This window comes from Pseudomonas sp. PS01301 (assembly GCF_029960215.1).
GTDB classification, from domain to species: Bacteria; Pseudomonadota; Gammaproteobacteria; order Pseudomonadales; family Pseudomonadaceae; genus Aquipseudomonas; species Aquipseudomonas coleopterorum.
Map to the genome: position 1 here is coordinate 26,002 of NZ_JASCPM010000014.1, position 25,466 is coordinate 51,467.

At 58.9% G+C, this 25,466-nt stretch carries 37 protein-coding genes; 36 read left to right on the forward strand and 1 reads right to left on the reverse strand.

Translation table 11 applies throughout. The annotated features are described in order from the left end of the window. Window positions 1–32: 32 nt before the first annotated feature. From QMX89_RS09695 to QMX89_RS09775, 17 genes are all read left to right on the forward strand, one after another. The gene (locus QMX89_RS09695) at window positions 33–395 is read left to right on the forward strand and encodes a Ref family recombination enhancement nuclease (RefSeq protein ID WP_282347953.1); all 363 of its coding nucleotides are present in this window, start codon (window positions 33–35) and stop codon (window positions 393–395) included. Continuing rightward, complete coding sequence (locus QMX89_RS09700) at window positions 392–688, forward strand: hypothetical protein (protein WP_282347954.1); 297 nt, start codon at window positions 392–394, stop codon at window positions 686–688. The genes QMX89_RS09695 and QMX89_RS09700 overlap by 4 nt, the downstream gene beginning before the upstream one ends. After that, entirely contained in the window at window positions 685–1,107 is a 423-nt protein-coding gene (gene dut / locus QMX89_RS09705; protein ID WP_282347956.1) for a dUTP diphosphatase, read from the forward strand. Before QMX89_RS09700 ends, dut begins: the two co-directional genes overlap by 4 nt. Next, window positions 1,107–1,583, forward strand: coding sequence for a hypothetical protein (locus tag QMX89_RS09710; RefSeq protein WP_282347957.1), 477 nt, complete (start codon window positions 1,107–1,109; stop codon window positions 1,581–1,583). Before dut ends, QMX89_RS09710 begins: the two co-directional genes overlap by 1 nt. Beyond that, window positions 1,580–1,840, forward strand: a complete 261-nt coding sequence (locus tag QMX89_RS09715) for a hypothetical protein (protein WP_282347958.1) — start codon at window positions 1,580–1,582, stop codon at window positions 1,838–1,840. The genes QMX89_RS09710 and QMX89_RS09715 overlap by 4 nt, the downstream gene beginning before the upstream one ends. After that, on the forward strand, window positions 1,833–2,264 hold the full coding sequence (locus tag QMX89_RS09720) for a DUF1367 family protein (RefSeq protein WP_282347960.1): 432 nt from the start codon (window positions 1,833–1,835) through the stop codon (window positions 2,262–2,264). The genes QMX89_RS09715 and QMX89_RS09720 overlap by 8 nt, the downstream gene beginning before the upstream one ends. 144 nt (window positions 2,265–2,408) lie before the next feature. Continuing rightward, window positions 2,409–3,080 (forward strand): helix-turn-helix transcriptional regulator, encoded by a 672-nt coding sequence (locus QMX89_RS09725; RefSeq protein ID WP_282347961.1) that lies wholly within the window; start codon window positions 2,409–2,411, stop codon window positions 3,078–3,080. A 1,052-nt stretch (window positions 3,081–4,132) separates the two neighbouring features. Further along, a complete protein-coding gene (locus QMX89_RS09730) occupies window positions 4,133–4,408 on the forward strand; it encodes an HU family DNA-binding protein (protein WP_282347962.1) in 276 nt (91 codons plus the stop codon). A gap of 394 nt (window positions 4,409–4,802) precedes the next feature. Further along, complete coding sequence (locus QMX89_RS09735) at window positions 4,803–5,774, forward strand: terminase small subunit (RefSeq protein WP_282347963.1); 972 nt, start codon at window positions 4,803–4,805, stop codon at window positions 5,772–5,774. Further along, window positions 5,771–6,481 carry an adenylosuccinate synthase gene (locus tag QMX89_RS09740; RefSeq protein ID WP_282347964.1) on the forward strand — a complete coding sequence of 237 codons (711 nt, stop codon included), beginning with the start codon at window positions 5,771–5,773 and terminating at the stop codon, window positions 6,479–6,481. The genes QMX89_RS09735 and QMX89_RS09740 overlap by 4 nt, the downstream gene beginning before the upstream one ends. Window positions 6,482–6,487: 6 nt before the next feature. After that, window positions 6,488–6,682, forward strand: coding sequence for a helix-turn-helix transcriptional regulator (locus QMX89_RS09745; RefSeq protein ID WP_282347965.1), 195 nt, complete (start codon window positions 6,488–6,490; stop codon window positions 6,680–6,682). Window positions 6,683–6,865: 183 nt separating this feature from the next. Beyond that, window positions 6,866–7,267, forward strand: a complete 402-nt coding sequence (locus QMX89_RS09750) for a hypothetical protein (protein WP_282347966.1) — start codon at window positions 6,866–6,868, stop codon at window positions 7,265–7,267. 42 nt (window positions 7,268–7,309) lie between these two features. After that, a complete protein-coding gene (locus tag QMX89_RS09755) occupies window positions 7,310–7,540 on the forward strand; it encodes a hypothetical protein (RefSeq protein ID WP_282347967.1) in 231 nt (76 codons plus the stop codon). 71 nt (window positions 7,541–7,611) lie between these two features. Next, window positions 7,612–8,376 carry a phosphoadenosine phosphosulfate reductase family protein gene (locus tag QMX89_RS09760; RefSeq protein WP_282347968.1) on the forward strand — a complete coding sequence of 255 codons (765 nt, stop codon included), beginning with the start codon at window positions 7,612–7,614 and terminating at the stop codon, window positions 8,374–8,376. 67 nt (window positions 8,377–8,443) lie between these two features. Then, the gene (locus QMX89_RS09765) at window positions 8,444–9,223 is read left to right on the forward strand and encodes a DUF2786 domain-containing protein (protein WP_282347969.1); all 780 of its coding nucleotides are present in this window, start codon (window positions 8,444–8,446) and stop codon (window positions 9,221–9,223) included. A gap of 31 nt (window positions 9,224–9,254) precedes the next feature. Then, window positions 9,255–9,590, forward strand: a complete 336-nt coding sequence (locus QMX89_RS09770; protein WP_282347971.1) for a hypothetical protein — start codon at window positions 9,255–9,257, stop codon at window positions 9,588–9,590. 80 nt (window positions 9,591–9,670) lie between these two features. Then, on the forward strand, window positions 9,671–10,039 hold the full coding sequence (locus tag QMX89_RS09775; protein ID WP_282347972.1) for a hypothetical protein: 369 nt from the start codon (window positions 9,671–9,673) through the stop codon (window positions 10,037–10,039). 79 nt (window positions 10,040–10,118) lie between these two features. Here the strand turns inward: QMX89_RS09775 and QMX89_RS09780 are convergent, their stop codons facing one another. After that, window positions 10,119–11,015, reverse strand: a complete 897-nt coding sequence (locus QMX89_RS09780; protein ID WP_282347973.1) for a hypothetical protein — start codon at window positions 11,013–11,015, stop codon at window positions 10,119–10,121. A gap of 366 nt (window positions 11,016–11,381) precedes the next feature. Here QMX89_RS09780 and QMX89_RS09785 point away from each other — a divergent pair, with 366 nt between their 5' ends. The 19 genes from QMX89_RS09785 (at window position 11,382) to QMX89_RS09875 (ending at window position 25,458) form a co-directional block, all read left to right on the forward strand. Then, on the forward strand, window positions 11,382–11,873 hold the full coding sequence (locus QMX89_RS09785; RefSeq protein WP_282347974.1) for a hypothetical protein: 492 nt from the start codon (window positions 11,382–11,384) through the stop codon (window positions 11,871–11,873). Further along, window positions 11,870–12,076 carry a hypothetical protein gene (locus tag QMX89_RS09790; protein ID WP_282347975.1) on the forward strand — a complete coding sequence of 69 codons (207 nt, stop codon included), beginning with the start codon at window positions 11,870–11,872 and terminating at the stop codon, window positions 12,074–12,076. The genes QMX89_RS09785 and QMX89_RS09790 overlap by 4 nt, the downstream gene beginning before the upstream one ends. Further along, window positions 12,073–12,843, forward strand: a complete 771-nt coding sequence (locus QMX89_RS09795; RefSeq protein WP_282347976.1) for a hypothetical protein — start codon at window positions 12,073–12,075, stop codon at window positions 12,841–12,843. Before QMX89_RS09790 ends, QMX89_RS09795 begins: the two co-directional genes overlap by 4 nt. Further along, window positions 12,840–13,031 carry a hypothetical protein gene (locus QMX89_RS09800; RefSeq protein WP_282347977.1) on the forward strand — a complete coding sequence of 64 codons (192 nt, stop codon included), beginning with the start codon at window positions 12,840–12,842 and terminating at the stop codon, window positions 13,029–13,031. Before QMX89_RS09795 ends, QMX89_RS09800 begins: the two co-directional genes overlap by 4 nt. A 433-nt stretch (window positions 13,032–13,464) precedes the next feature. Next, window positions 13,465–13,755 carry a hypothetical protein gene (locus tag QMX89_RS09805; protein ID WP_282347978.1) on the forward strand — a complete coding sequence of 97 codons (291 nt, stop codon included), beginning with the start codon at window positions 13,465–13,467 and terminating at the stop codon, window positions 13,753–13,755. A gap of 50 nt (window positions 13,756–13,805) precedes the next feature. Further along, window positions 13,806–14,057, forward strand: a complete 252-nt coding sequence (locus QMX89_RS09810) for a hypothetical protein (protein ID WP_282347979.1) — start codon at window positions 13,806–13,808, stop codon at window positions 14,055–14,057. Continuing rightward, window positions 14,048–14,449 carry a hypothetical protein gene (locus QMX89_RS09815; protein ID WP_282347980.1) on the forward strand — a complete coding sequence of 134 codons (402 nt, stop codon included), beginning with the start codon at window positions 14,048–14,050 and terminating at the stop codon, window positions 14,447–14,449. The genes QMX89_RS09810 and QMX89_RS09815 overlap by 10 nt, the downstream gene beginning before the upstream one ends. A gap of 103 nt (window positions 14,450–14,552) precedes the next feature. Continuing rightward, window positions 14,553–15,020 carry a hypothetical protein gene (locus QMX89_RS09820; RefSeq protein WP_282347981.1) on the forward strand — a complete coding sequence of 156 codons (468 nt, stop codon included), beginning with the start codon at window positions 14,553–14,555 and terminating at the stop codon, window positions 15,018–15,020. 269 nt (window positions 15,021–15,289) lie between these two features. Next, window positions 15,290–16,504 carry an ATP-binding protein gene (locus QMX89_RS09825; protein ID WP_282347982.1) on the forward strand — a complete coding sequence of 405 codons (1,215 nt, stop codon included), beginning with the start codon at window positions 15,290–15,292 and terminating at the stop codon, window positions 16,502–16,504. Then, window positions 16,504–17,067: a DUF4276 family protein gene (locus QMX89_RS09830; RefSeq protein WP_282347983.1), complete on the forward strand. Its 564-nt coding sequence runs from the start codon at window positions 16,504–16,506 to the stop codon at window positions 17,065–17,067. The genes QMX89_RS09825 and QMX89_RS09830 overlap by 1 nt, the downstream gene beginning before the upstream one ends. 312 nt (window positions 17,068–17,379) lie before the next feature. Further along, window positions 17,380–19,341, forward strand: a complete 1,962-nt coding sequence (locus QMX89_RS09835; protein ID WP_282347984.1) for a cellulase family glycosylhydrolase — start codon at window positions 17,380–17,382, stop codon at window positions 19,339–19,341. A 109-nt stretch (window positions 19,342–19,450) separates the two neighbouring features. Continuing rightward, window positions 19,451–21,442, forward strand: a complete 1,992-nt coding sequence (locus tag QMX89_RS09840; protein WP_282347985.1) for a cellulase family glycosylhydrolase — start codon at window positions 19,451–19,453, stop codon at window positions 21,440–21,442. A gap of 96 nt (window positions 21,443–21,538) precedes the next feature. Beyond that, on the forward strand, window positions 21,539–22,072 hold the full coding sequence (locus QMX89_RS09845; RefSeq protein ID WP_282347986.1) for a hypothetical protein: 534 nt from the start codon (window positions 21,539–21,541) through the stop codon (window positions 22,070–22,072). Window positions 22,073–22,174: 102 nt separating this feature from the next. After that, window positions 22,175–22,693: a hypothetical protein gene (locus QMX89_RS09850; protein ID WP_282347987.1), complete on the forward strand. Its 519-nt coding sequence runs from the start codon at window positions 22,175–22,177 to the stop codon at window positions 22,691–22,693. A gap of 65 nt (window positions 22,694–22,758) precedes the next feature. Further along, on the forward strand, window positions 22,759–23,076 hold the full coding sequence (locus tag QMX89_RS09855) for a hypothetical protein (protein WP_282347988.1): 318 nt from the start codon (window positions 22,759–22,761) through the stop codon (window positions 23,074–23,076). 54 nt (window positions 23,077–23,130) lie between these two features. Then, window positions 23,131–23,463 (forward strand): hypothetical protein, encoded by a 333-nt coding sequence (locus QMX89_RS09860; protein WP_282347989.1) that lies wholly within the window; start codon window positions 23,131–23,133, stop codon window positions 23,461–23,463. Then, entirely contained in the window at window positions 23,460–24,446 is a 987-nt protein-coding gene (locus QMX89_RS09865; RefSeq protein WP_282347991.1) for a hypothetical protein, read from the forward strand. The genes QMX89_RS09860 and QMX89_RS09865 overlap by 4 nt, the downstream gene beginning before the upstream one ends. Then, window positions 24,443–25,081, forward strand: coding sequence for a hypothetical protein (locus QMX89_RS09870; RefSeq protein WP_282347992.1), 639 nt, complete (start codon window positions 24,443–24,445; stop codon window positions 25,079–25,081). Before QMX89_RS09865 ends, QMX89_RS09870 begins: the two co-directional genes overlap by 4 nt. Next, window positions 25,057–25,458, forward strand: coding sequence for a hypothetical protein (locus tag QMX89_RS09875; RefSeq protein WP_282347993.1), 402 nt, complete (start codon window positions 25,057–25,059; stop codon window positions 25,456–25,458). The genes QMX89_RS09870 and QMX89_RS09875 overlap by 25 nt, the downstream gene beginning before the upstream one ends. Window positions 25,459–25,466: the final 8 nt, after the last annotated feature.

The window sequence follows — 25,466 nt, forward strand, 5'->3', positions numbered from 1 at the left end:
CAGGTCCGGCGTCGATCAGGGACACAAGCCGCATGAAAGGTCGCACCCCCACAACCCGCGAAAAGGCCTGGCACGACCAGCTGGCCCAGCACGTCGGCTGTTTGCCCTGCCTGCAGGACAACGGCGTGCGTAACACCTGGGTCTCTATCCACCACATCGACGGTCGCACGAAGCCCGATGCGCACTGGCAGGTCCTGCCACTGTGCGGTGGCCACCACCAGGAGGGTCGAGGCCTGCCTGGCCAGCTGGCCGTCCATGGTCACAAACGCCGATTCGAGACCCTGTATGGGACGCAGCAGGAGCAGCTGACCCGCGCCGCCGAGCAGCTGCTGGATATGGGCTGTGAAGTGCCCGAGCGGGTACTGGAGCTCACCGGCCTGGCGACTGAGGCATGACGGTTCTGCGTCAGCTGCGCCTGCTGGTGCATGTGTGTGCAGCCATGGTCCTGGGTCGCCTGCTCACCCAGCAGCTGCAGATCCTGCATCGCCTTGGCCATCACCATTCGCGCCGGCCGCCAGCCAGCACCAAGACCTGCCCCAGCTGCGGCGACCCGAACATGGTTCCCCTGCACTCGACCAACGAGAAAATCTGCCCCAGCTGCGCCTACTCGGTGCCTTGGATGCTGACGGGCGATCAACAAGCCACCCACCAGCCCCATAGGGCAACACGTAAGGCGAACACACCATGAGTTATATCGCAGTCCAGCGTATCGGCGACCATGACTGGCCATTGCCGATGCAACAGACCGCTGGCGCTGCCGGTTACGATCTGCGCGCTGTCGAGGCGACCGTACTGGAGCCAGGACAGCGCAAGGTCATCCCCACCGGTTTTGCCTGGGCCCTCCCTGACGAGTTCGCCGGTCAGATTTGGCCCCGCTCGGGTATCGCGGTGAAGTACGGCATCGACGTGTTGGCCGGCTTGATCGACAGCGACTACACCGAGGAGGTCAAGGTGGTTCTGGTGAACCACGGCGACAAGCCATTCCACATCGAGGCAGGCGATCGCGTGGCGCAGATGATGCTCACCCTGTATGCGCGGTCTCGTGTCCAGGAAAGCGTCGTGGAGCAGACTGGCCGTGGTGGCTTTGGCAGCACCGGAGTCCAGTGATGGCCAACGCGCTGCGCATGAGCCCCGAGGCCTACGTCGAGCACCAGCGGCGCGTGCTCGGCGCGGCCGCACCTGCCTCCAAGTCAGCGCAACCGGTCAAGGGTGCCGCGAAGCCTGTCGCCGGGGCGACCCAGCGGCTCTATGCCCTGGGGCGGATGGCCGACGGGCACATGAACAAGACCGAGGCGCGATATGCCGAGCACCTGGATGCGCTCAAGCGTACCGGGGAGGTGCTGTGGTGGGCGTTCGAGGGGATCAAGTTCAAGCTGGCCGACCGTACGCACCTGTGCGTTGACTTCGCGGTGATGAAGGCCGACGGCATGATGCAGTTCCACGACGTGAAAGGCAGCAAGGGCGTGATTCAGGACAAGGCGGCCGTGAAAATGAAGGTCGCCGCCGCTCAATTTCCCTTCCCGTTTTTCTACGCCTTCCCGCCGCCGCGTGTGGGCGGTGACTGGATCCTGGAGAGCGTATGACCCTGCACGAGGTTTACATCGGCCACGTCATGGGCTGTCCGCACTGCTACGCACCCAAGAACCGCTATTGCACGGACGGCGCGCACGTACGCGCCGACTACCTCGCCGCCTACCTGATGGAGCTGGAGCCCACTGTGGCCAAGAGTCTGATGCGTGCTGAGAAGCGCGATAACCCAAGCCTGTTCCCAGGCGTGGCTGATCGAGTGCGTGAGCTGCAGGCCGAACAGGTCGTGCAGGAGGATCTGGCCAATGGCTGAGCTATGGGTGGTCAAGTCACTTGACGGCAGCCTTCGCCCCTTGCATGAGGAGGACGCCGAATTCTTGAAGGTTTTCAAGCCAGGCGATCCGTTCAAGATCAAGACGGGCAAAGCCCGCAACCCCCAGCATCACCGACTAGGCATGGGCATGCTGCGATTCGTGTTCAACAACCAGGAGCGCTATGACGAGTTCGAGGACTTCCTGGTGGAGATCAAGCTGCGCACCGGGCACTACCGCGAGCACATCACCTGCCGGGGAATTGTCACGTACGTTCCCAAGTCGGTCGCTTTCGAAAATATGGACGAATCCGAGTTCAAAATCTGGCGCCAAAAGACGATCGACGTCGTGCTGAAATATTTTATGCCAGAAATAGATACACCCGAATTCGAGAAAGCGTTAGCGCGGGTGCTCCATTCCGCATGAATGGTTATAAGTCGCGTCTGTAGGGGGCTACCGTGCGTCATTATTTTGCCACCTCGTGCATTCGTAACGTTTTTGACAATTTCGGATGCATGTCAAAACGTATATCATTTGACTCAGTAAACAGACCTTAGCTCGGAAGCAAAGATGACCCCTGAACAGGAACGAGGCGAACGCTACAAAGTCATTGCGACACGCCTTGCGGCAGCCCGTCGCCACGCTGGCATGAACCAGATTGAGGTTGCCAAGCGGGTCGGCCAGAAGAACATGACGCAGGTGTCATTGTGGGAGACTGGCGACCGGCTGCCCAAGCTGTTCGACCTGATCGAAATGGCTCAGATTTACTCGGTTCCGATGGATTACCTGTGTGGTCTGAGCGACGACTGGATGGCCGATGCGCCAGAGAACAATCAGGCGTTCCTGGCAAACGTGATCTGTAAAGCGATCATGACCAATCACACCAGCTGGGCGTCATCGACTGCGCAGGTTATCTCTGCAACGCTGGCGGGTAATTCCCAAGACCGCAGCGATCTGCTCCAAGTGGCCAAGGCCATGAACGAAGCCCGTGAGGCCTTCGACACGTTCGTGAAGCGCAACCCGGATTTCGATGACTATCCAGGTGGTGCGCAGCTGGTCAGTCGCTTCAAGACTGCCGAGCGCATGATCAGCATGGCCAGTAGCCGCATCAGCGACGAAGTGCGCCAACGCAGCATGATGGATGCTGAAATCGGTGTGGCAAGCGGGCAATTCACTGCTCGTGCTGAGCGCGACGTCAGCGTAAGCGTCAACCAACAGCTATTGGATCTTACCAACGGATGAGCACCCGAACACTCAAGTGGTTCAAAGGCGCGCCTGAGCGCCTGGTATGCGGCATGGCAGTACGCCGCACCAGCACTCAGGCGATCGAATTGATTGGTACGCACACTACCAGCGAGACCCAAAGCGCTATTGCGTCGGACTGCGCTGAATGGGCACAAATGATCCAGGGATATGAGCTGGAATGGCTGGGTAAGACTGGCGCAGTCTGATTGCGCTGGTCCTGGCATTCCAGGGCGCATCGGGGAAATCTTGTGGTGAGAGATTTGCCCGATGCGTAAGCATCCGCCCCCCGTGCTATCGGGGTGACAGAGGCCGAATAGTTGGCTGATGGTCCAAGGGGCTAGACCCTATCCCGACCTACTTCGGGATCAAGAATTTCGAGCAGTACGATGACCCTACAAAGGCTCGATGCTTGCTCAAGGCTTGGAACTAGCTACCGGCTAGCCGGTGTTCCACGCGGTGTCCTCATGCTAGCAGGGGCCCGCCCCCAAGGGTCACGGGGAGAAGGTTGCGGAAAGCCGGTCCAATCAGTAGACCTTAACCCCAGGCTTGACGGTTCGGAGAGACGAGCACGAATTGACGTGAGCGCTGGCGCGCCACATGAACCGGTGGCCGTGGAATACGGGAACTCCTCAAGGATCGATCGTGAGCTTGGGGCGCAATACGGCAGGAGCATGCGGGCCAGTGACAGTCGGGAATAGACCGATCCGATGACCTGGGCGACCAGGCCGTATCGGGGAATGATCAAGGCGTGCCCATGTGGGCTGCAGCGCTCGGACAGCAAAGACCCCAATCTCCTGGGCCGGTATGAGCAAGACGGCCAACCACCAAAAACGGCGGGGGGAAGTAAGCGGGTGTGACGGCCCGGTGTCTCGATCATTGCCCGATACGGGTCAATACCCAGGCTGATGGGTAGAGCAAGCATGGCGAGCATGTGATCCCCGCTCGTTGAGGCGCCATTCACGAAGTTGACCATGCGCTTAAGTCGTGAAATGCCGGATCTGCAGCACCGGCGGCCCGTTGTATTTTCAACCTTTCAGGGAATGACGTACATGAACAAGCAGGAACTGGTCAGTGCAGTGGCTGATGCCACCGGTATGACCCAGGCGCAATCCACCAAGGTGCTCAATGCCGTGCTTGAGTGCGTCACCAGCTCGCTGGCCAAGGGCGAGGACGTGGTACTGGTCAATTTCGGCACCTTCGCGGTGCGCAATCGGCTGGCCCGCAATGGCCGCAACCCGCAAACCGGCGCCGTGATCCAGCTGCCCGCTACCAAGGTGGCATCCTTCACAGCCGGTAAGGCCCTCAAGGCTGCAGTAAACCAGTAACGCCCCGCGCCATGAGGGTCACCCGATGAACGAAATCGGGAAGGCCCTCAAGCCACCGCCTCGCCCCGTAGTGCCCCATCCGTAGTGTCACCATCACCCAATCAGCGAAATCGGGAAAGTCCCGCATATCACCCTCTCTGCGCCCGTTTAACCTCTCTCCTGCATCACCGGTGTGCCTGTTCACCGTAGGGGAGTAACACAAGCCTCCCCCTTCCTCGACCGTTAGCCGAGTTGCTGAAACTCACAACACTGACCGTGCAGGCTTGCGCTATTAGGTGGGCGCGCTAGGGAAGCAATAAGCATGGAATCGCCGTGGGTTTGATCCTTCCCACTCACAGGGCCGCGCTGGGCAATCAGCGGCACCCCTTCCCCCATTTCCATAGGACGCACCCCCATGGCAGCCAAGACACCGGTTACCACGGGCAAGGACGGACAAGCACAACAGTCCAAAGCCACCGCCGCCCGTAAGAAGCCCGCAACGCCCCGCGCCACCACCAAGCCCAAGACGCCCAAACCCGCCGCTCCTGCAGAGCCCGTAGTCCCGGCCGCACCGCTGTCCCCCGAGGACGAGCTCATTGCTGTCATGGATCCGCGCCATGTGGAGTTCGTCGAGCATTACCTGGTCGATCACAACGCTACCAAGGCCTATCTCACCGCGTTCAACCCCGAGCTCGCCGAAAATGTGGCCCGTTCCGCCGCCTCCCGCCTGTTAACAACAGTTAACGTCAAAAAACTCTTGTGCGTGCGCGTAAAGGCGATGTTCGAACGCACCGAGGATCTGCAGGACCGGATGCTGGCCCAGCAATTTGCGATCGCCTTCGCCGACCCCAACGAGCTGGTAGAGCACCGCCGTGAGGCTTGCCGCTATTGCTATGGCGAGGGCCACCGGTACCAACGTAAGACCAGCGAGCAGGACAGGCGCAGGCAGGATTGGGCGAAGGCCGTAGACGAGGCGATCGAGGAGGGCGAGCCCCCGCCAGAGTGGGACGAGGAAGGCGGTATTGGCTACGACCCGCGCAAGCGCCCGCATGAGGATTGCCCGGAGTGCTTCGGCGAAGGTGAGCCGCGCATCGTGATCAAGGACACCCGCGACCTCTCCCCAGGTGCCCGCGCCCTGTACGCCAGCGCCGAGCTGACAAAGGAAGGCTACAAGATCAACACGCACAGCCAGGAGAAGGCCCGCGACGTGCTGCTCAAGATCCTCAAGCTGTTCGACGACAAGGCCGAAATCATCGTCGGCGTTATACCGCAGGACAAGCTGGACGATATGTATGCCAGGGCTATGGCCAACGCCGAGGCCGGACGCGCTCGCACCCAGGGCCGTTCGCGCTTGCCATCAGCCACCAATGCCGAGAAAGCGCCGTGAAGGCCCCAACGAGCGCCGTACAGGCGTTTTCACATGCTCAGCTATGCGACGTAGCCGTAAAGTGGCTCAAGCGGCCTCACAGCGCCGGCGGGCCTGGCTGCCTGGTGGCCGTCAGTGAGGTGGCCACCGGCTGGACAGGAGAAATCCCCGACGCCATTGGTTTCAGCCTCTCGCACTGGGAGACGGGCGCCACCGTGGTGGAGGTCAAGGTCAGCCGCTCGGACTTTCTCGCCGATCGGCGCAAACCGCACCGCATGGTGGGTGGTGTGGGTGCCTGGCGCTACTACATGGCACCCAAGGGGCTGATACGCCTGGACGAGTTGCCCGCCGGCTGGGGCCTGATCGAGGTCACCCCTGGCGGGATCTGCCGCGTCCAGGCTGGCGCAATGGCTGACGTGCGCAAACTGGGCTATGACGCCCTGCAGCTGCAGGTGGAGCGCTGGAAACACCACTACGCCGACCGTGACCGCGAGCAGTGGCTGCTGGTCAAGCTGCTGGCCCGCCTGGGTGACGTGGAGAAACTGAATCGCGATCGCCGCGACGAGTACGCCATCAGGGCGCGGCTCAATGGAGTGATCGAGGAGCAGGCCAAGACCATCAGCGCCCAGCGCCGCATGATCTACAAGGTGGGCCATCTGGAGCGTGCAGCCCTCAAGAAGGCGAGCAATGGTGAACAAACTTCGCTTGCCCATAGAGTAGGGAACTAAGTTCACATGGCAAAGGCACAACGACCCCCGCTCACGGCCAAGCAGGTTCGGGAAATGCGCGATCGGGCCGGCCTGACGGTCGCGTCGAGCGCTGAGCTGATCTATGTAAGCCGCCGCATGTGGCACAAGTACGAGTCTGGCGAATCGCAGATCCACGCCGCGTTTGTCGAGCTGTACAGGATCAAGACCGGCCAGTTTTAAACGCGCCCCGAGTCATAGCCCGCAAACGCGGGCTTTTCTATGCCTACATCGCACTCAAACGATATCCGTATCGTATATCAAATGGTATTGACATTCGAGTCGTCGTGATGCGACTATGGCGCCCTCACAGCGACAGGCTGACCGCCAGTCTCCGCGCACCTTGCGCCCCAGGAGGGCAAGACGATGATCCAGGCCAATACCCAGCAGCAGCCAGCGACCCCCACCAAGATCACCGCCCCCGGCGTGCGTTTTGGCGTGCGCTCTATCGGTCCTGATGGCGTGCATATGAAAGACATGGTTTCGGGCCACTGGACCACCTACCCGGTGCGCGACATGACCCGCCAGGAAGCCGAGGAGGTGGTTGCCTATGAGTTGACCAAGGGCACCGTGAGCACCTACGAAATCATTGACCTGGACGAGCAGGCCCAGTGCAACCAGGTGCGATCCGCCGCCGTCAAGGCTGTGCTTGATGCAGCTGGATACGACGACCTCGCTTACGAGGTTCGCAAAGGCGAGGTCGGCCGAGTGCTGCGCGCTGCTGCCCGTATGGCAGGTGACAAGGCCGTAGCTGCCGCCCGCGCTTAAATCCACTTGCCTGGTTCGCTGGGCGCCTTGCAAGGAATCACCATGAACAACGAACGCCGCAAACAGATCGCCGCCCTGCTCGACCGCATCGAGTCGGTGTGCAGTGAAGTCGAGGATCTGCAGAGCGAGGAACAGGACTACTACGACAACATGCCCGAGTCGTTCCAGGGCGGCGAGAAAGGCGAGAACGCGCAGGCTGCGATCGACGCGCTCGACTCCGCCGCCCAATCGCTGCGTGAGGCCGTTGAGTTTCTAGGCACTGCCCAAGAGTAGCCGCCTCCCTTTGCGCCCCAGCCCGCCCCGTGCGGGCCTTGCCAGTACCAGAACCCCACAAGAGACGCGCCATGACCATCGCCACCAGCACCACCGACCAGATTGATAGCCTGATTGCTGCCGGCGCGCTGTTTGTGGCGAATCACTCCGGGGGCAAGGACAGCCAGGTGCAGCTGATCCGCCTGCTGGAGCGCGTGCCAGCGTCGCAGATCGTCGTGGTACATGCCTCGCTCGGCGCCATGGAGTGGCCAGGCGCAATGGAGCTGGCCCGCGATCAGGCTGCAGCTGCCGGTCTGCCATTCATTGTGGCCAGTGCAGCCAAGACCCTGCTCGAAATGGTCGAGCGCCGGTTTGCAGGTCGCCCCGAGGTGCCAAGCTGGCCGTCAGCCTCGACTCGCCAATGCACCAGCGACCTCAAGCGCGGCCCGATCCAGCGTGAGGTGCGCAAGTTCGCCAAGGCCAATGGTTTCAAGGTGATCGTTAACTGCCTCGGGCTGCGCGCCCAGGAGTCGCCAGGCCGTGCCAAGCGCAAGGAGTTCGGCCTTATGGGTATCAGCAACAGCGTGCATACCTGGTACGAATGGCTCCCGGTACACGACCTGTCGGCCACCGAGGTGTTCGGCATCATCGAGCAGGCCGGCCAGCAGCCGCACTATGCCTACGCGCTCGGCAATGACCGGCTGAGCTGCGTGTTTTGCATCATGGCCAGCAAGGAGGATCTGCGCACCGGGGCGAGCCACAACCCCGACCTGCTGCAGCAGTACGACGCGCTCGAAAAGCGCACCGGCTACACCATGCACATGAGCCGAATCCCCCTGGTTGAGCTGGCCGCCTAACCCCACGACAACACACCGCCCCTCACGGGGCTTTGTCAGTATCGAAACCCTGCACCTGGAACACCCCATGGACACCACGAAACCCGCTGAATCCAAATTGGAGCGCGTGATACGCAAGATCAAGCGATGCCTTGCCCTGGCTCGCAGTGCCAACGAGAACGAGGCCGCGACGGCTATGCGCCAGGCGCAGGCACTCATGCGCCAGCACCGCCTGAGCGAGGACGATGTGCGCGCCAGCGATGTGGGCGAAACCCAGTCGCGAATGACCCGCGCTACCCGCCGGCCGTACTGGGATCGCCAACTTTCCGGCCTTGTGGCCGAGACATTCGGTTGCACCACCTTGCGATACAGGCACTGGTGTCGGCAGTCCGAGCGTGTCGTGGAGGTGGCAACCTTCGTTGGGGTAACGCCTTCACAGCACATCGCCCTGTACGCCTATGAGGCCCTGCTGCTGCAGGTGCGGCAGGCCCGTAAAGAGTACGTCGCCGGTGTGCGTGCAGGCCGCTACAAAAGCCGTTACAGCCCGGATACGGCGGGCGACCATTTCGCGATCGCTTGGGTCGGCCAGATGGCTGGCAAGTTGCGGGCGCTGGTGCCGACTGGCGAGGTAGACCTGGAGCTGGAGCAGCATTCGGCAGGACGAAGCCTGGTCACTGTCCAGGCGCAGGATCAGGCGCTTATCGACCTGTACCTGGCCGACATGAAGGTGGGCAAGGCCCGAAAGCAAACCGAGCGCGAGCTGGACCTGGATGCGCAGATCGCCGGCATGCTGGCGGGCTCCAAGGTCGAGCTGCATGCAGGCCTGGCGACAGGCGATGAAGAACAGGTGCTGCTCGCCAGCGCGTAGAACGTGACCCTATGGGCTGGGAGGCTCAAACATGATCGACACCACCTACACCATCATTCGCGCTGACGGCGCACAGGAAGTCCGCAAGGTAGCCCTGGGCGAGCACAGCAACTACGAGGCGCTGCAGGCGCTGCTGTGCCCGCTGCTGGACTGCGACTACGCCGAGCACGTCCGTGTGTGGCACAACGGCGAATACCTGGACCTGTTCGTGGACGAGGACAGCCTGCACAAGGACCTGCCGCGCAACGAGCTGGCCACCACGATCTATCGCAACAACGTCATGACACACGAGCCAGATACGGATCCAGACAGCCTGCCCTTCATCCTGGGCGACGCGGTGCTGTTCGATCGCAGGGTTTGGAGCTGATCAAGCATCACCCCGCAAGTGACTTGTAGCCCGCCCTGTGCGGGCCTTGTCAGTGAAACCACTCACACAGGATGCAACCCATGGTACCCGTAAAGAAAATCACCCTCGTCGATCGTGGCCAGGACTTCACCCAGTGGTACGTGCGCAACGGCATCGTGATCGACTGTCAGCCTGCCCAGGGCGACGTATGGGTCGGCACCTTGATCGTGGGCGCCCTCAATGCTGCGCAACCCGATGCGACTGGCGAGCAGCAGGCAGGTGCTGATCATGATGTGCGTGTCGGCAGTCTGCTGGGCGTGAAGCCGCGCAACACTGGCGTGCCTACTACGCTCAACTATCCAGTCGAGACAGTGGAGGCTCTGGAGCCTGCCGAGGCCTTGGAAGTCGAGGAGTTCGCGCGGCGCTGGGCTGAGCGCCTGGAAATCCCATTGGTCGAGTTGGGGTTGTAATTGCTTTCAGGTTTTAAGGGGTGTAGCACACCCCTCCTGCACTATTAATACCAGCTAGTACCTATAGTTGCGTTACATACTACGATCTTTTTCCTAGGCGCCACCATGGGGGTGCCACAGGGCTTTGGAGATTAATGTGGCCTGCAAGAAATCCTGCGTAAAGTTCGTCTTTGGGTATCACATCAGGATCAAGATCTGGTGAAACAATCAGTTTTTGTATGGTTATTTTAGCATTTGTAATTTCTTTATAGCGTTTTTTCAACTCTGCTGCATGGTCGTATAAGCTTTCACACATCTTAAGGCAATAAAATATTGTGTCGTCATTAAACTTATTGATGCTTCTAAGGCTGTCCTTGTATTCAGTGTTTGTAATTTTTTTGTAAGTTTCACCAAAATACATATCTTCGAACCTTAATGGCTTTTGGAAATCACCGTCTTGAAAGCGCTTAATTAAAGCGTTACGCTGTCCGTGCGCATGTGCATAGCTATGTGTAGAAATCTGCAGTTGAACAAACGCACGCATGGCTGCAGTCGAGGATGATATTTCGGTCAATACCAGATGGCTCAGTTGATCGATTGGCATAGGCGCACACTTTATCGTTTCAAGGTTCAAGGGGCGTGATAGGTGTTTAACAAAGTCATCCCCATGCTTCTTAAATATTTCTAGTTCTTCGTCAAAATTTTCTTGAAGAGTGCGTGACCATTCTATCTTGGTAGTAACTGCTACATTGAAGATTACCTGGCCTAAAAGCAATGCAGAGTTTGTACTTCTAATCTCTTTAATTAGCTCTTCTCGCAATTTACTTCTCGTAGCAATGCGCTGTGCAGCCCAAGCGCCTGCGAATGCCCCAGCCAGCGCGCCGAAAACGGTAGTAAAAAATGACGAGTTACCCAAGTCTACCAACCATCCTATACATGGCAGGAATGATCCATTGCTCGAATAAACCCCGCACACGGGTTCCCACAGATTCGTCATTGCCGCTCCTTGTGAAGGGTATGGTGCCGTCGTAGCAAATAGCCATTCATCATAGTAGCTGTTCCAATTTGGCAGCAATCATTTGCTATCTGTGGGTCTAGCCGGCGCAGCAGCCAGGGCATGGCCGGCCTTACGACCCCCCAACGTCCCACTGCCGCTGCTCCCTCTCGCCTGACCACTGCGTTCTGCCGCTGACCACAATAGGTCCCCCCCCGCCGTGTCATGAGGTAAGGCAGTGGTCTCTCGCTCCCTCCACATGACATAGGGAAGCAATTCTTATTTTCTAAAAATATATCATTTGAGTGTTGAAACGTATATCAAATGAGTGTGATAATCAGCGTCGGAGCATCGTAAGAAAAGAACCACATGGAGAGCATCAAAGTGGACGCTAATCAGCAGCAAGCAAAGCCCCGAGCGGGTCGTGAATGGTGGGACCGCTTTCGCGCCCTGCCCCGTTTCAGTTTCTGGCGTGGCGAGAAGGGAGACGGCATCGTAATGCGGATGGCCGACCCGTCTGGCAACTGGGTGGAGGCAGACAAGGTGGGCACGTTGGCGGAAATCGTGGACGGCCATACCAACGATCTGCGCAATTCACTTGCGGCGTTCGAGGGCTTGGGGGAGATAAGCCGCAACGCACTGCTGCTGCATCGCCAGATCGGGAAGGTGACCGTGGGCCCCACGGCCGAGACGGCCATCGTCCTGGAGCTGCAGGCCACTCACCCTACTGGCGAGCCTGTCGTACGCCACCCTGACGGCCGCACGTTCGTGCTCAGCTGGGCCGATATCTCCCGCCTGGCCGCATTGGCCTTTGACCGTGACGAAAAAACTCTGCAAACCATCCAGGAGAACCCGCTGTGATTAACCTCCCACTGGCCTCGATGATCCTCGTCACTGCTGTGCTCGTGCTGGTAATGGCCGTCGGCCTGGCTCACATCGTCATGAACGACCACGGCACCCGCAAAGCTGCCAGCCTGGGCGCTGGTGCTGCTGCTGTCGCCTTTGGCCTGATTGTCTGGCTGTGGACTGCCTTTTCGCCCCTGGCTGCCTCGGTGGCCTCGTGAGTCAGACGCCCAAGGTATTCACTTCCGCTGAGATTCGTTTCAGCACCAACGGGGGCGCCTTCGTGGCGCTCCACGACTTCCAGGCCCTGCAGGCGCGCCTGGCGACGCTCGAACGCTCGCCCCTGCGCGCGGCATGGATCCCGCTCGGCTCGCACCGTCCGCCCGAGCAGAAGGGCCCCAACGGGCGACCCGTGGAATACCTGTGTCTGTACAGGGACGGCCGCCAGGCTGTTGACGAGTGGCTGGAGGATGACACCGACGGCTGGGTGTTCTGGCAGGGTGAGCCCACCCACTGGATGCGCCTGCCCGAGGGTCTGCCCCAAGCACCGGATCTGCTGAACTTCACGCCCGGTCTGTACGCGGTGCATTACATCGACAATTGGAATGGCGAGGGTGATTACACCTTTGGCCTGGCCGAGCTGGACAAGTCCGGCACCTGGTACAACGCCAACCCGAACGAAAGGCAAATCCCCCTGCTGACGCACCACGGCGATCGCCTGATCCAGGCCTGGCCGCTGGTGGACAACGGTGCGCCCGAGCTGACGTATCAGGCAGGCATCACCGCTGCCCGAGCAGCTGCAGCACAGCACCTGCGCCAGTACTGCGACAACCACTCGCCCACTGGCCAGGTCCGCGACCTGGAGCCGGAGCACTTCGCCATCTGGCACGCGCTGTATGCCATGGCCAACACCATCACCGAGCAGCTGGACGCCGAGCCTGTGCCGTCGAGCGCCATCCTGACACCTGCCCTGGAGCTCACCGTATGACCGATATTGCATTGTTTCTCGCCGGCTGGGTGCTGGCGGCTTGCCTGGCCGTGCTCCCGGTTCTGCGCGCTATGCGTCGGGCCAATTACTCGCCCAACGTTGCCGCCCAGGCAGGAGGTGCTTGTTCGGTGGGTCTGGCTGACGCTCCACGTTTGCCAGGCCGGCGAATCATGAGGATCGAAGCGTGACCCGCGAACAGATCAAGGCCATTTTTCTGGCCAACCGCTACCTTCAAGACGTCGAACAGGCGATCCGCGACTCGGGCACCGAGGTGGTCAAGTGATCGTGTGGACTATTCGCGATGTAGTGCAGGTGTCCATCCTCGGATTGTGCCTGGTGGCGTGGGCTGGTGTCGTACTCAAGCACTGGGTTTGCGACAAGCTAAGGCTCTGGCGCAAGCGTTTCAGCTGATTCGCCATGGTGGGCGGTAAGTGACCGCATAGCTGCGCCATAATTCAATCGGAACGATGGTCGATTTATTTGTGTAACAGTCAATGAACATAGGCAAATTACCAAATAAATTCGTAGCAAATGATATAAACCGCTGATAGCATACGCTACAGCATAGAGCAAAGGGCCGCCCTACGCAGGGTGGCCCTTTTTCGTTTCCAGGAGGGCGTCATGGTTTCACCGATCGAAGTATTAACAGCTGAGGCGCCGCAAGCCGCTGGCGAGGGGAAATGGTCCGTTCGCATCAGCGGCGGCCGCTTCCAGTGCCAGGTGATTGTCACCGACAGCACCCCGGAGCGCGTACAGCTGCAGGCCGACCGTGTTCTGCAGGGCATGAATGGGAAAGTCCGCCCTGCCAGCGACGACTCAATCGCCACACTGGACGCCGCCGAAACGCCTGATTTCAAGCGCGGTTATGCGGCAGCCCTGGATCGGGTACGGAAATTCATCGATCGCATTTAATGATTCGCCAGCGCTGGGCGACAACCACATCGAATTTCAAGGAAGCCACCGTGAAACAAGCCAAAAGCGCCACCCTCAAGCAGTTGCAAGAACAGTGCGACGCCTGGAAAGCCAAGCATCCAGAAGGCACCCAGGTCTCTTATGAGTCGATCATCGGCGAGGGCGAAACCCATCGCGGTGCCACGCGCAGCGAGGCTCAGGTTTTAAGCCAGCACAGCGCCGTCGTGTGGCTCAAGGGCAAGAGCGGTTGCGTGCTGCTGGACCACTGCACCGTCATCGAGCCGGAGGAGGTATGCGCGTGATCCAGTTCTTCAAGGCTCTGTTCAAGCAGACAGGCAGCGTCACCATCAACGGAGTCACTTATCGCGGCAATAGCGTTGTCGTCAGCGGCAACATCGTAGGCGGCGATCTGAACATCGGAACGGTCACCATCGACGGCAAGCGCCAGCAACAGCAACTGCACCTGGGCGCCAGCATCGCCGTACGGGTAATGGGCGACGTATCCCAACTCGATTGCGGAGCGGGTGACGTCAAGGTCTCGGGCAGTGTCGGCTCGCTCAAGACCGGTAGCGGCAATGTGGAGTGTCGCGACGTGCAAGGCGACGTCGCCAGCGGTAGCGGCAACGTGTCCTGTGGCCATGTCGGCGGCAGCGTGCGCACCGGCAGCGGGAATGTTTCAACGCGAAGGCGATAGCAAGTCGCTTGCGGACTGATCCGTAACCCGCGCGCGGCCGCGCCCAACCGCCGTACACCTCCAATCAACCCGTTGTGCCACAAAACCGTGGCAGGGGTTTGTCATGCCCAGCGATCAAGCAAGATCATCGAAAAAGCGGGTGCTAGAGCCTGCAGAGATTGAGAAAAAGGCCCGTGCATTGGCCGCCAAGGGATACAGCATGACAGCAGCAGCCAAGGCAATGCAGACGAGCTATCGCCGCCTTCGCGAGCTGTGCGCCAGCCTGATTAAGCCAATTCACTGGCCGCATCGCTCAATCTCACAACAGGAAGTGATCAAGAAGCGCAAAGGAGTTTTGCGACCTGGGCAAAAGGAAGGCCTAAAGCGCGGCACGCAAAGCCGCCGCTCGAAAGGAAGGCATACGGTAGACGGGCGTACTGGGAATATTGACTACCTGGCCCCGTTCTACGGCGTCAGCCCGCGCACTGTGTATCGACGTATGCAAAAGGGCCTTACCGTAGAGCAGGCCTTGAAGGGCAGCAGAGTGCCCAAGGCCAGAAAGCCGGTCCTCAACGAGATACAGAACGACTAATGGACGTTGGTCGGCTCAGCTAGAACCACAACAGTCCAGCTTGATGCCAAGGTCATTAATTCCGAGGTAAGCTAGCTCCCCAATCACGTCTGTGATCGAGGCGATGGACCGCCTACGCCAGGCTCTTGGCTTTGCGGCAGATACTCAACGCGGTAAAAGTACGTATCACCTGTTCATAGTCCTGTATGGGTAACGGTGCCTGTATTTTAGACTAGGCTTTGTGCCATGATCGTAAAGATTTTCTGTCATCTTCGCCTATAGGAAAATAAATGAGTGATGTAAAAATTACAAAAATTGAAATAACTAATTATAGATCCTGTGTCGCTACTAAGTTCTACCCAAACAAAGATCTTTCCGTTTTGATTGGGCCAAATGGTAGTGGCAAAACAACCGTCCTTTCGGCGTTCCAGCTATTAACTAAACTTGTAAATGTTAGTCACCGCAGAAGTTATCATGATACATCCTCAATTGCTTGCGGCTTGAAGGTGGTTTTTATTTGGAATGGATATCCTATAACCTACGAGGCTAAAGTAAATCTTGTAAATAACGAGCGTAATGAGGACGAAATCCAAGGTGCCGTTGAAACTTGGTATGCTTATTCCATAACCGGCTCCAAGAAAAAGATAGTTTTCCCACTGAATGCTCTAGGGGATGCCTATAGTTTTGGGACGCGCTATCAAAATCCGGTGGTAGGTTATTTTGCAAAGAACATAGTAGATCCTGAGAGTGCGAGGAAGCTAACAACCGCAATTACTGAAATCGCAGGATTTGTTAGTGAAATTACTTACTACAGCGCTTCCGTATTTACAAACCCTTCTACTTCTCCGATCTCATTTGAAGTAGAAAGTGAGTCGGGAAACCGTAGAGTAATTTCTATAACAGGCCACAAGAAGTTTCTTTATGACCTGTATATGAGCTACAAAGCCAATGATGATGACTACCAAAATTTTATAGACGTCGTAGGTAGTAATGGTGCTTATTTAATTGATGACCTAACATTTTTAGAGGTAGAAACATCTTCTTCTATATACAAGGTGTTGGTTGGCGGTAAATTAAGTACAAAACAAAAGAAAAATAATCTAGTCATTCCGAACTTTATTATCCAAAAAAGCTCTCTTTCTCCAAGCCAACTTTCCGAGGGGACTTTCAAAGCACTGGCTTTGATATTTTATATAATAACTAATCATGGATCTCTGATGCTTATTGAGGAGCCAGAGGTCTGCGTGCATCACGGCCTACTTTATAACCTGATAGACCTGATCAAAATTTACTCGCAAGAAAAACAAATCATTATCTCCACTCACTCAGACCAACTTCTAGATAAGGTTGAAATGAGATCTGTATTTAAAGTAATAAGAGGTGAAGATGGAACGAAAGTTTCCAGCGTTAGGCAAGGATTGAATTTTGACGAGCTGAATGCTTTGAAAGACTATCTTGCCAATGAAGGCGGGCTTGGTGAGTATTGGAAGCATGGAGATCTTTAATGGCTACGAGATTTGGTATAATAGCAGAAGATAAAAGTGACGTCGATGTTATAAAAGTACTTATAGAGAAATATCTTCATTCTTCCGAGTTTTCTGTCAAGCAGTTTGTGGGGCAAGGTTGTGGCAAGCTTAAATCAAAATGTCAGGCATGGGCCGTAAACCTGAAAAAGAGCGGATGCGATCATATTATAATATTCCACGATCTAGATCGTAACAATGAATCACTATTGCGCGCAGAGCTGAACAATAAGCTTGCAGCTCCCGGAACGCCGCCAGCGTTGGTTATAATTCCTACCGAGGAGCTGGAAGCATGGCTTTTGACCGATCTAGATGCTATCAAAATAACCTTTTCAATTCCGGCAAGTGGGATGATTAAAAAGATTCCTCATGCCGAATCAATCAAGTCACCAAAGGAATACTTGCAAAAGCTTGTCCAGCAGAGCTGCAAGAAGATCTACATGAATACTGCACACAATAAGAAAATAGCGGCTAATACAAGACTGGAGAGGTTGGTCACATGTAAATCTTACACGCCATTTGATGCTTACATGAAGGCAATTTAAACTGCTAAAGCTATTTTCGAATGTCGTAGTGCTGCGTTAGTAGGCTGGTGCTTGGCTCCCAAGCCTACAAACCTTTGATGATTCTATTTAAGTGCTTCAAGATTTTTATTTGGGTAGTACCTAACAACAAAAAAGAAACACTTAGATTTTTGAAATAACATGCGACTATCCCTAGATTTTGATGAAATGATAGCCGTTCGAAATGCAAAGCCATATGCAAAAAGCCATATTCGGAATATGGCCCCGTAGAGCCTTCCTAGCCCCCAATACGCTATGTACTCCTTTCCTAGTAATGATTCACGGAGTACATAGATGGCCTTTAAGGCACTTCTGCAGCCGGGTAACTCCCAGGCTGTTTCTCAAACGATTGTCTTGGGTTCGGGCCAAGGCGCGCGCCTTTCGATCTACTCGATCGACGATGGGGTCGCCCTGCCCCAGGCCACCCGTTTCGAGATCCATCAGATCGATGGTGACTACAAAATCAATCGCGGCCGCCTCAAGGGCTTTGACCGCACCAAGGTCATCGAAGGCCCTGGCACTTTCACCCTGACGCGCCCCGCCTACGAAGGTCCGTTTTTCGGCGCCTCGTTCGAACTGATCAGCCTGGGCGGCTACCCTTCCAAGACCCTCGCAGAGCTCGCCACCACCTACCTGGCAGCCGATCACATCGGCCAGGTGGTGATGGTGTCCGATGGCACCGAATCGCCCGCTACCTACGCCTATAGCCTCAACGGTAAGTGGCTGAGCGTCTACAGCCGTCAGATCCTGACTACCGACCCGGTTGCTCGCGTTCGCGGCTGGCACATCCAGGGTCTGGAATCGTTCGGTACCGGCAAGATCCCTGGCGTTGCTGGCACGGACTACAACCCACCAGTGGGGGCCGACTTCGACTACCTCAAGCTCAAAGGCGGCACTGTGGCGCGTATCGGCATGCTGTGGGAGCGCGCACAGCTCAAGCTCAACGGCCAGCTCGATACCACCTACATGGGCTACATCGACGCTTGCGTGGCGATGGCCAAGGCTCGCGGCCTGAAACTGATCCTCGACCCGTGCCACGGCACTGCCGAAGCATCCGGCGGCCGCTATGTGGACGGCGTGGTCTACAAGATCGGTACCGCCCAGGTGCCTATCGCGGCCTGGACCGACTACCTGGTCAAGATGTACCTGCGCTACGGCAACGATCCGGCGATCTACGCCATCGACGTGTGTAACGAGCCGATCAACATGCCGGTGGCCGCCACGCCTGGCAACTACGACCCGAGCAAGACCGAACTGCAGTACCTGTTCAATCCCGACTTCGCCAAGAGCACTCGCGGCTGGACCTTGGGCCGTACCTTCGCGCGTGTTGCCGATGGCAGCGGTGGTTTCTGCATCGAGCAGCGTGCCGCCGGCGGCTACGACAACTTCACCACGTCCAACGACGAATCCAGCGGCATCTTGCTGCCGGCCGGCAAATACAACCTTACGCTGGAGTACAAGGCGCAGATCGACTCGGGCAATCCGTGTGTGGTGCAGATCAACACCAAAAACCCGTTCGGCAACGATGGCGGCACGAGCCTGGCCAGCGGCACTTTCGTCGCGGCAGCCGACTACACCCGACTTGCCGTGGCCTTCACTGTGCCCGCCGGCGGTGCTCGCACCTACCTGCGCTTCCTGGACAACGGCGGCAAGGGCCTCAACCGCTACCGCAAGATCAACATCACCCCAGGCGCGGACGTGGTGAAGTACATCGGTTCGGCGTTCACTGGCCTGCCGTACGCCACCACCTCGCTGATGCACCGTGCTGCGGTCGATGCACTGCGCGGCGCTGGCTGCACCTATCGCATCTGGCTGGAAACCGAAGCCTTTGCTGGCCCGCACGCTTTCGTGCGCCTGTACGGCGATTCGCCAGACGTCTGGTGGAACGATCCGTTGGGCAAGACCGACCTGTCGTATCACTACTACCTAGACGAGGACCATTCCGGCCAATACCTCACGGAGTGGACTCAGGCCACCCGCGATCGCCAGGCGCAGGATCTGGACCCAATCCACGCCTGGGGCAAGGAGAAGGGCATCCGCATCGCTGTGGGCGAAACCGGCGTGCCAAGCGATGGCAGCGCCAGCTCGATCAACTACCGCACCGACTGGAAATCTTTGTTCCAGCGTTGGGACGCTGCCGGCATGGACGTGATGGTGTTCGCAGCTGGCCAGCAATTCAGCTCGATCACCACCGTGCAGCCAGTGGGTGGTGCTGACCTTACAGCCATGGCGGTCATGGCTCCTCACATGGCGTAAGCCGACGTCACACGCGACCCGGAAAGCAGCGCCTTATGGCGCTGTTTTTCGTCGTGATACTGGCATTTTTCGGACGGCCGCCTGTGCTGGCCGTGCAATGGAGAACGCAATGAACGTCGAGCTCAACGACGAATTAAAACGGCTCAAGGTCGCCAGGACTGACGAGCTTGCCAAACAGGGGGCGGCCGCTACCTTGGGCGCGGTCACGCCAGGTGCTGGGGCTAAGGGTGCCCTGATGACAGTGCAGGACGCCCTGGACGCGCTCAAGGCGGCCATTGGTACCGGCGACAAAGCTGCCACCGATGCCCTGGCCACCTTCAAGGAGACGGTCAACACCAAGCAGACCGCAACCGATCGGGTCATTGCCGAATTGACCACTGCAGTGGGTACCGGCACCGGCAGCCGCGTGGGCATTGCAACCAAGGCCGAGCTCAAGACCACCCACCTGGCGCGTTCCTTCCCCTACCACTTGGCCGTTTGTACAGACCAGGGGGTGCCCTTCACCGTGCTCAGCGACGCCACCAACTGGCGCCGCATGGACGGCAGCATTTTCAGCACTGACCCGGTGATCGAGGCCTGGTCCTACGAGCGCGGCTCGGCCTTGTCGGGTTTGGAGCGTTCCGAAAAGGATCTTCCGGGCGTCGAGGGTACGCACTACCAGGCGCCCAAGCTGGTGGACATGCAGTACCTGGCCGCCCAGGGCTTTACCGTGGTGCGTATGCCGTTCCTGTGGGAGCGGGTGCAGCCGGATCTGATGGGCGATCTGGACCCTGTGTATGTGAGCTACATCGATAAGGCGTTCACCTTCGCCAAACAGCTCAACATGCGCATCCTGCTCGACTGCCATAACTACGGCGCCTACAACATTGAGGGTGTGCGTTACCCGGTTGGCAGTCCCACTGTGCCCTATGAGGCCCTGGGCGACCTGTGGCGGCGCCTGGCAGAGCGTTACAGCCTCAACAGCGCCCTGTTCGGCTACGACATCATGAACGAGCCGCACAGCATGCCTGTGCCGCAATCGCCCTGGAGCTACAACACCAACGTCAAGCAGGTGCAGGTGGTCATCAACCCCTGTTTTGATGGCGCTTTCACTGACAACTGGACGCTCGACGGTAACGTCTATTCGATCGTTGCCGACCCCGAGCGCGCCGACGGCTACATGCTGCACATGATCGGCCGCCAGGGTCAGTACGACAACTTCACCACGGCGAACTCGTTCACCCAGGGTTATGAGGTCGAGCCCAACACCGTCTATGCCTTCTCGGTGGAGCGCAATTACAAGGTCACCAGCGGCCGAGGGCCGGTGATCCACATCAACACCGGTGACGCCTACGGCAAGGCCGGTACGATGCTTGCCCAGTTCAACATCAACGACTCGGAAGGCACCTGGCAGCGCACTACGGGCACGTTTACCACTGGTCCCGAGGACACCAGGGTATTCATCCGCCTGTTCAACATGGGCGACACAGGCGTCGGTGATTTCCGCTATTTCAACATCACGCCTGGACCTCGCCTGCGCGAGAAAACCAACGTCGCGTTCCTGGGCCAGTACTCCACCTGCTCGATGATGATGCAGGCCGGTATCGATGCCATTCGAAAGGTCGATTCCACGAGCTGGATCCTGGTCGAAATGGACCGCTTCGCAGGCGTGCATGAGTTCCTGCGCAACGTGGGTCGCCTGCCCGAGGTGTGGTGGCATGACCCGTCCGATCGCACCATGCTTTCCATGCACTACTACTTCGACACCGATCACTCTGGCTCCTACCCGCCAGGATCCGGTGACTGGACCGCCGAGACCCGTGCGCGGATGGTGGGCGAGGTGGAGCCGGTCCTGCAGTGGGCCAAGAAGAAAGGTATTCGCGTATTCATCGGTGAATACGGCATACCGCCTGACAGTGGAGACAGCGCCAAGAACTATCTGGCCGACATGGAGACCTTCCTCACGCTGCTCGACCGCTACCTGGTCTACGGCGCAGTATGGGCCTCGGGCCAGGGTTTCACCTCGCAAACCACGATCCAGGCGCCTGGCAACGACTACACCAAGGCCGTGCCGGCAATGGCGGTCTACAAGAAGCACTTGAGTAAGACCAAGCCCGCCTAGCGTTTGGCGGGTGATTGGGAAAGTGCGCCGCAATGGCGCGCCGGCGGGCCGTTACCTTGACGGCTCGCATCCTTCCCGACCCCAGGACAGAAAGCCATGCCTCGCCTACACCTCTCCCCTATTGAAATCCTTGAGCGCCAAGGCACGTCGGACGCCTACCGCATCTGCGAGATGTTTGACGTGGCCGACTGCAGTGGGGCAACCCAGTACGCCCTTGCGCAGCTGCTAGCGTCTGGTGGAAGCCAAGTGGAGCGCTTACAGGGCGCCGTTCAGTCCATTACTCGGCGAATCGACATGCTGCAAAAGTCCGTCGCCCAGGACCAGCCATGGACCGAGGCCGAGGAGCAGCAGGTGGATCTGATGGCGCGCCAGGCCGATGAAAGTCACTTGCCCGATGCCTTGAGCTGGGATGGTGCGCCCTGCTGGGCTATGGGGCTCGTCTCCACTGGAGACCCTTCGAGCCCGACAGCGGTTTTCGTGTGGGTTCCGTCGCTTGCGGGCGATGTAGTCGGTGTGCTGGCCAAGGACGTGCTCGACAAGCCTGGCCAGTGTGCAGGCGCACGCCAAAACTGCGCGCTCAGCCATCCCGATAGCCAATGGCTGATTGTCGCGGTGCGGCCCTTCGCCTAGCTCAATACCGTTTGCATTAATAAATCTATATCAAATGCTTTACATTAAATATCGCAAACGGTTAGGATTCTCCCCGCAAACGACAGCCGGGAAGAAATCCACATGAACATCACGCAAGCGCTGCAAGCCAAGCGTCCAGAGGTCGCCCAAATGGCGGCCCACCTGGTGCGCTACCAGTACGACCAGCTCGTTAAAAAGCTGGGCAAGTCCATGCAAGAGGTTGCCAATTCAGTGTGCTACCGCGTGTGGGACGAGACAGTCCGCCCGGTGTGCAAGCGCGTGCCAACCGGCGAGAAGGTCCATGGCCGCGATGTGTTTGAGTGGGAGCTGAACGAGGAGGCGCTGGCCCGGTTTGCAGACAAGCAGGCAGGGCTGGTGGTCGAGGCCTGGCAGGCCAAGATCCAGGAGAAGCTGGGCGAACTGGAAGATGGCCAGGTGCAGGACGTCACCAATCACCAATACCGCATCACCGGCAAGCGCGACGGCGCCGAGGTGCGCATTGAGCAAAGCATGATCATCAACGTTTCAGGCAAGGGAAAGCTGTTCAACCAGTTTCCAGCTCGGATCTACGTCGATGGCAAGTTCATGAGCGCCGCCAAGTACAAGGCGCGCTTTTCCTGAGCAACACCGCAACGCCAGCCCTGCAGCGTGTGGGGCGTCACCCTCTCGATACCGGAGTGCATCGAATGAACCGAAACAGCCCGTTTCAACTGCGTACCAAACCCGCCATCACCAGCGCTCAGTGCCGCGCCGCCATTAAGCGCTACCTGAACCAAACCGGCGAATGCTTCCCGGCTGCCGCCGCCAAGGTTCACCCCAGCACGCGTGTCCTCCCCTGCACCAAGGACAAGTTTTTAGACGTGTGCGAAATGAAGGGCGCACGCCTCGTTTACAGGCTGGGCGTTGTCCTGGCGCAGCTGCAGGACCGTGTGGTGGCCATGCAGCTCAATGGCGAAAGCGATAACCCGCGCTACTTCGTGGACCGCGCCAGCCTGGCGGCCTGATCAATCTCTCAAGGCCGCCCGCGTGGCGGCCGCTTCAAGCACAAAGGATTTCGCATGAAACTGACCAATGCCGTAGGTATCGCCGTCGTCACCGCCACCGCTGAATCGCGCGCCCAGCAGCTGGCCGCCGCCGCTGCCGCTCGCCCAGGCAACAACGAGAAGCTTGGTATGACCCTGGGCATGCTCATGGTCTCCATGACCAACGACAAGCAGGAGGCGGATCTGCAGCGTGACCAGACCAGCAACAGCGCCCGCATGGACCAGGTGCGCCGCCTGCATGCCGACATGAACCGCCAGGCTAATCGCACCGTGGACGAACAGGCGATCGAGCGTGCTGCGCTCAAGCGCCAGCGCAAGGCCAACAAGCTGCTGGGAGTGGGGGCATGAGCAAAAACACCATCGCGGCGATGCTCAAGACCCGCATGATCACCCGTACCGACAAGGGTATGTTCATTGCCCTGGCGAACATTCACATCGACCCGGCGTTCAACAAGCGTCGTGAAGGGCCGAAGCTGCAGGAAAGCATTGCCCGCCTGGCTGCCTGGCTGATCTGCCCCGAGGCGGCGGCGCGCGGCGAGAAAAAGCTGCGCGATCTGACCCAGTACCTACCCCAACTCGAAGCCTATCCCCACCCCGACCTCAATGGCGGCGTGGTGATCGTGGAAGGCCATCGCCGCACCCGCGCCTTGCTCCTGCTGCAGGAACAAGGCTATCCGATGCAGCTGGTGCCGTTCCGGCCGTTTTCGGGCAGTGCGGTGGACCGCAAGATGCGTATCGCCAGCAGCAACAAGCAGGAACCGCTCGACCCGTTGGAAGCTGCCGACCTCTACCACGACCTTTACGTCAACGACGGCCTGACCCATGAGCAGATCGCCCAGGGCGCCGGCGTTACTCGTCAGCAGGTCGAGCGCCTGCTGGTGCTGGCCGACGCACCTCAAGAGGTCAAGCTGCAGATCATCGATGGCGTGATCGCGGCCGACACCGCCGTGGATCTGGTGCGCACGCACCGGGAGAACAGCGGCGAGGTGATTCGCCAGAGCCTGGCCGAAGCGCAGGCCCAAGGTAAATCGCGTGTAACCCGCACCACCCTCAAGGCTGCCGCTGTGGCCAAGCTGGCTGGCCAGGCGCTGCCCGTGCTGCCTAAGCCCCTGGCGCGCGATTTAGCCACGGCTGCGAATCGGGTGGCCCGTGAGGTGCCGGATGATGTGAAAGCGCTTGTAGCACGCTACAGGAGCGGCGAGAGCGCCCTGGGCGATCAGACCGTCGCTCTGACTATCCGCTCGCTCAATGCGCTGCTCGCAGCTACCGGCCAGATTCAGGAAGTCCAGGAAGAACACGCGCGCAAGGCCGCGCTGCAGGAGGCCGCATGACAACGCTTAACGTAGGCGATCGCATTGACCCTATCACCGCTGCCCTGTTCGCCGTCAACGCGCCGGATCCAGCGCCTGAGACGGTCACCGTGCTGCGCTCGATGCTGACACACATCGCAGACACCTTGGAAAAGGGTGAGCCTGCAAACCTGGCTACCGATCGCCAGCTGCTCGGCTCGCTCAGTCACGTCCTGCAGCAGCCCAGCGATCAGCTGTGGGCCATGCACTGCGTGGGCGCTTCCGAAATCTGGCCGATGCTGGACAAAGAGCACGCCGAGGAAGTCGCCAAGGCCACCATCGCTCGCTGCAGGGAAATCGACGAAAAGGCCGGTATGGAGCCAATCGAGGTGGTCATCAACGTGGTGCCCTCGCCCTATGTTCCTCACGACCATTTCCAGTACCTGGCCGAGGATCTGCGCGAGAACTACGACAGCACGCGGGTGGCATGTAAGCGCTACCACGGGCACCGCGACGCGCTCCTGCAGGCCCTGAACGAGCTGCTGGCAGAGAGTGGCGATACTGCTGCCGCCCTTAAAGCCAAGGCCCTGATCGTGCAGGTCAATGCCGAGGCTGATCTGCCGGCGGCCAAGTTTGCCGAGGAGCGTGGCGCATGCACATCGCAGATTACGCACTGATCCGCGCCCTGCTCGACTCGGTACCGCCCGACACTATGAGCACTCTTGAGCAGGCGTCGGCCCATTTGGGCATTGATCTGGCTGAGCGTGGCGCTGAGCGCACCGTGATCGTCATCGGTAGCGGCCAGCATTTGCCCAAGACCCTGCTGGTGGGCATCCCGCGCGGGCCGGAGCGGCCCGATCTGCAGTTCGTTCGGATCACTGACGAGCTGTTCGAGCAGCTGTCGGATCCGGTGAGCGCGCTCCCGGACGTGGCAACTCTGCGCGCCTTCGATTGCCTGCCCTTGCGTGTAAAGGAGCCGGCTCTGCAGCCGCCTATCTGGTCGCCTGACTTCCGCAACAAGCACGCCAAGCGCGGCCGCCATCGCACGCGCTGACTACCTGC

What these genes read in the sequence shown, in the direction of transcription:
- QMX89_RS09695 (WP_282347953.1), top strand. Translation starts at nt 33, where the DNA reads ATGAAAGGTCGCACCCCCACAACCCGCGAAAAGGCCTGGCACGACCAG.
- QMX89_RS09700 (WP_282347954.1), top strand. Translation starts at nt 392, where the DNA reads ATGACGGTTCTGCGTCAGCTGCGCCTGCTGGTGCATGTGTGTGCAGCC.
- dut (WP_282347956.1), top strand. Translation starts at nt 685, where the DNA reads ATGAGTTATATCGCAGTCCAGCGTATCGGCGACCATGACTGGCCATTG.
- QMX89_RS09710 (WP_282347957.1), top strand. Translation starts at nt 1,107, where the DNA reads ATGGCCAACGCGCTGCGCATGAGCCCCGAGGCCTACGTCGAGCACCAG.
- QMX89_RS09715 (WP_282347958.1), top strand. Translation starts at nt 1,580, where the DNA reads ATGACCCTGCACGAGGTTTACATCGGCCACGTCATGGGCTGTCCGCAC.
- QMX89_RS09720 (WP_282347960.1), top strand. Translation starts at nt 1,833, where the DNA reads ATGGCTGAGCTATGGGTGGTCAAGTCACTTGACGGCAGCCTTCGCCCC.
- QMX89_RS09725 (WP_282347961.1), top strand. Translation starts at nt 2,409, where the DNA reads ATGACCCCTGAACAGGAACGAGGCGAACGCTACAAAGTCATTGCGACA.
- QMX89_RS09730 (WP_282347962.1), top strand. Translation starts at nt 4,133, where the DNA reads ATGAACAAGCAGGAACTGGTCAGTGCAGTGGCTGATGCCACCGGTATG.
- QMX89_RS09735 (WP_282347963.1), top strand. Translation starts at nt 4,803, where the DNA reads ATGGCAGCCAAGACACCGGTTACCACGGGCAAGGACGGACAAGCACAA.
- QMX89_RS09745 (WP_282347965.1), top strand. Translation starts at nt 6,488, where the DNA reads ATGGCAAAGGCACAACGACCCCCGCTCACGGCCAAGCAGGTTCGGGAA.
- QMX89_RS09750 (WP_282347966.1), top strand. Translation starts at nt 6,866, where the DNA reads ATGATCCAGGCCAATACCCAGCAGCAGCCAGCGACCCCCACCAAGATC.
- QMX89_RS09755 (WP_282347967.1), top strand. Translation starts at nt 7,310, where the DNA reads ATGAACAACGAACGCCGCAAACAGATCGCCGCCCTGCTCGACCGCATC.
- QMX89_RS09760 (WP_282347968.1), top strand. Translation starts at nt 7,612, where the DNA reads ATGACCATCGCCACCAGCACCACCGACCAGATTGATAGCCTGATTGCT.
- QMX89_RS09765 (WP_282347969.1), top strand. Translation starts at nt 8,444, where the DNA reads ATGGACACCACGAAACCCGCTGAATCCAAATTGGAGCGCGTGATACGC.
- QMX89_RS09770 (WP_282347971.1), top strand. Translation starts at nt 9,255, where the DNA reads ATGATCGACACCACCTACACCATCATTCGCGCTGACGGCGCACAGGAA.
- QMX89_RS09775 (WP_282347972.1), top strand. Translation starts at nt 9,671, where the DNA reads ATGGTACCCGTAAAGAAAATCACCCTCGTCGATCGTGGCCAGGACTTC.
- QMX89_RS09780 (WP_282347973.1), bottom strand. Translation starts at nt 11,015, where the DNA reads ATGACGAATCTGTGGGAACCCGTGTGCGGGGTTTATTCGAGCAATGGA.
- QMX89_RS09785 (WP_282347974.1), top strand. Translation starts at nt 11,382, where the DNA reads ATGGAGAGCATCAAAGTGGACGCTAATCAGCAGCAAGCAAAGCCCCGA.
- QMX89_RS09800 (WP_282347977.1), top strand. Translation starts at nt 12,840, where the DNA reads ATGACCGATATTGCATTGTTTCTCGCCGGCTGGGTGCTGGCGGCTTGC.
- QMX89_RS09805 (WP_282347978.1), top strand. Translation starts at nt 13,465, where the DNA reads ATGGTTTCACCGATCGAAGTATTAACAGCTGAGGCGCCGCAAGCCGCT.
- QMX89_RS09815 (WP_282347980.1), top strand. Translation starts at nt 14,048, where the DNA reads ATGCGCGTGATCCAGTTCTTCAAGGCTCTGTTCAAGCAGACAGGCAGC.
- QMX89_RS09820 (WP_282347981.1), top strand. Translation starts at nt 14,553, where the DNA reads ATGCCCAGCGATCAAGCAAGATCATCGAAAAAGCGGGTGCTAGAGCCT.
- QMX89_RS09825 (WP_282347982.1), top strand. Translation starts at nt 15,290, where the DNA reads ATGAGTGATGTAAAAATTACAAAAATTGAAATAACTAATTATAGATCC.
- QMX89_RS09830 (WP_282347983.1), top strand. Translation starts at nt 16,504, where the DNA reads ATGGCTACGAGATTTGGTATAATAGCAGAAGATAAAAGTGACGTCGAT.
- QMX89_RS09835 (WP_282347984.1), top strand. Translation starts at nt 17,380, where the DNA reads ATGGCCTTTAAGGCACTTCTGCAGCCGGGTAACTCCCAGGCTGTTTCT.
- QMX89_RS09840 (WP_282347985.1), top strand. Translation starts at nt 19,451, where the DNA reads ATGAACGTCGAGCTCAACGACGAATTAAAACGGCTCAAGGTCGCCAGG.
- QMX89_RS09845 (WP_282347986.1), top strand. Translation starts at nt 21,539, where the DNA reads ATGCCTCGCCTACACCTCTCCCCTATTGAAATCCTTGAGCGCCAAGGC.
- QMX89_RS09850 (WP_282347987.1), top strand. Translation starts at nt 22,175, where the DNA reads ATGAACATCACGCAAGCGCTGCAAGCCAAGCGTCCAGAGGTCGCCCAA.
- QMX89_RS09855 (WP_282347988.1), top strand. Translation starts at nt 22,759, where the DNA reads ATGAACCGAAACAGCCCGTTTCAACTGCGTACCAAACCCGCCATCACC.
- QMX89_RS09860 (WP_282347989.1), top strand. Translation starts at nt 23,131, where the DNA reads ATGAAACTGACCAATGCCGTAGGTATCGCCGTCGTCACCGCCACCGCT.
- QMX89_RS09865 (WP_282347991.1), top strand. Translation starts at nt 23,460, where the DNA reads ATGAGCAAAAACACCATCGCGGCGATGCTCAAGACCCGCATGATCACC.
- QMX89_RS09870 (WP_282347992.1), top strand. Translation starts at nt 24,443, where the DNA reads ATGACAACGCTTAACGTAGGCGATCGCATTGACCCTATCACCGCTGCC.
- QMX89_RS09875 (WP_282347993.1), top strand. Translation starts at nt 25,057, where the DNA reads ATGCACATCGCAGATTACGCACTGATCCGCGCCCTGCTCGACTCGGTA.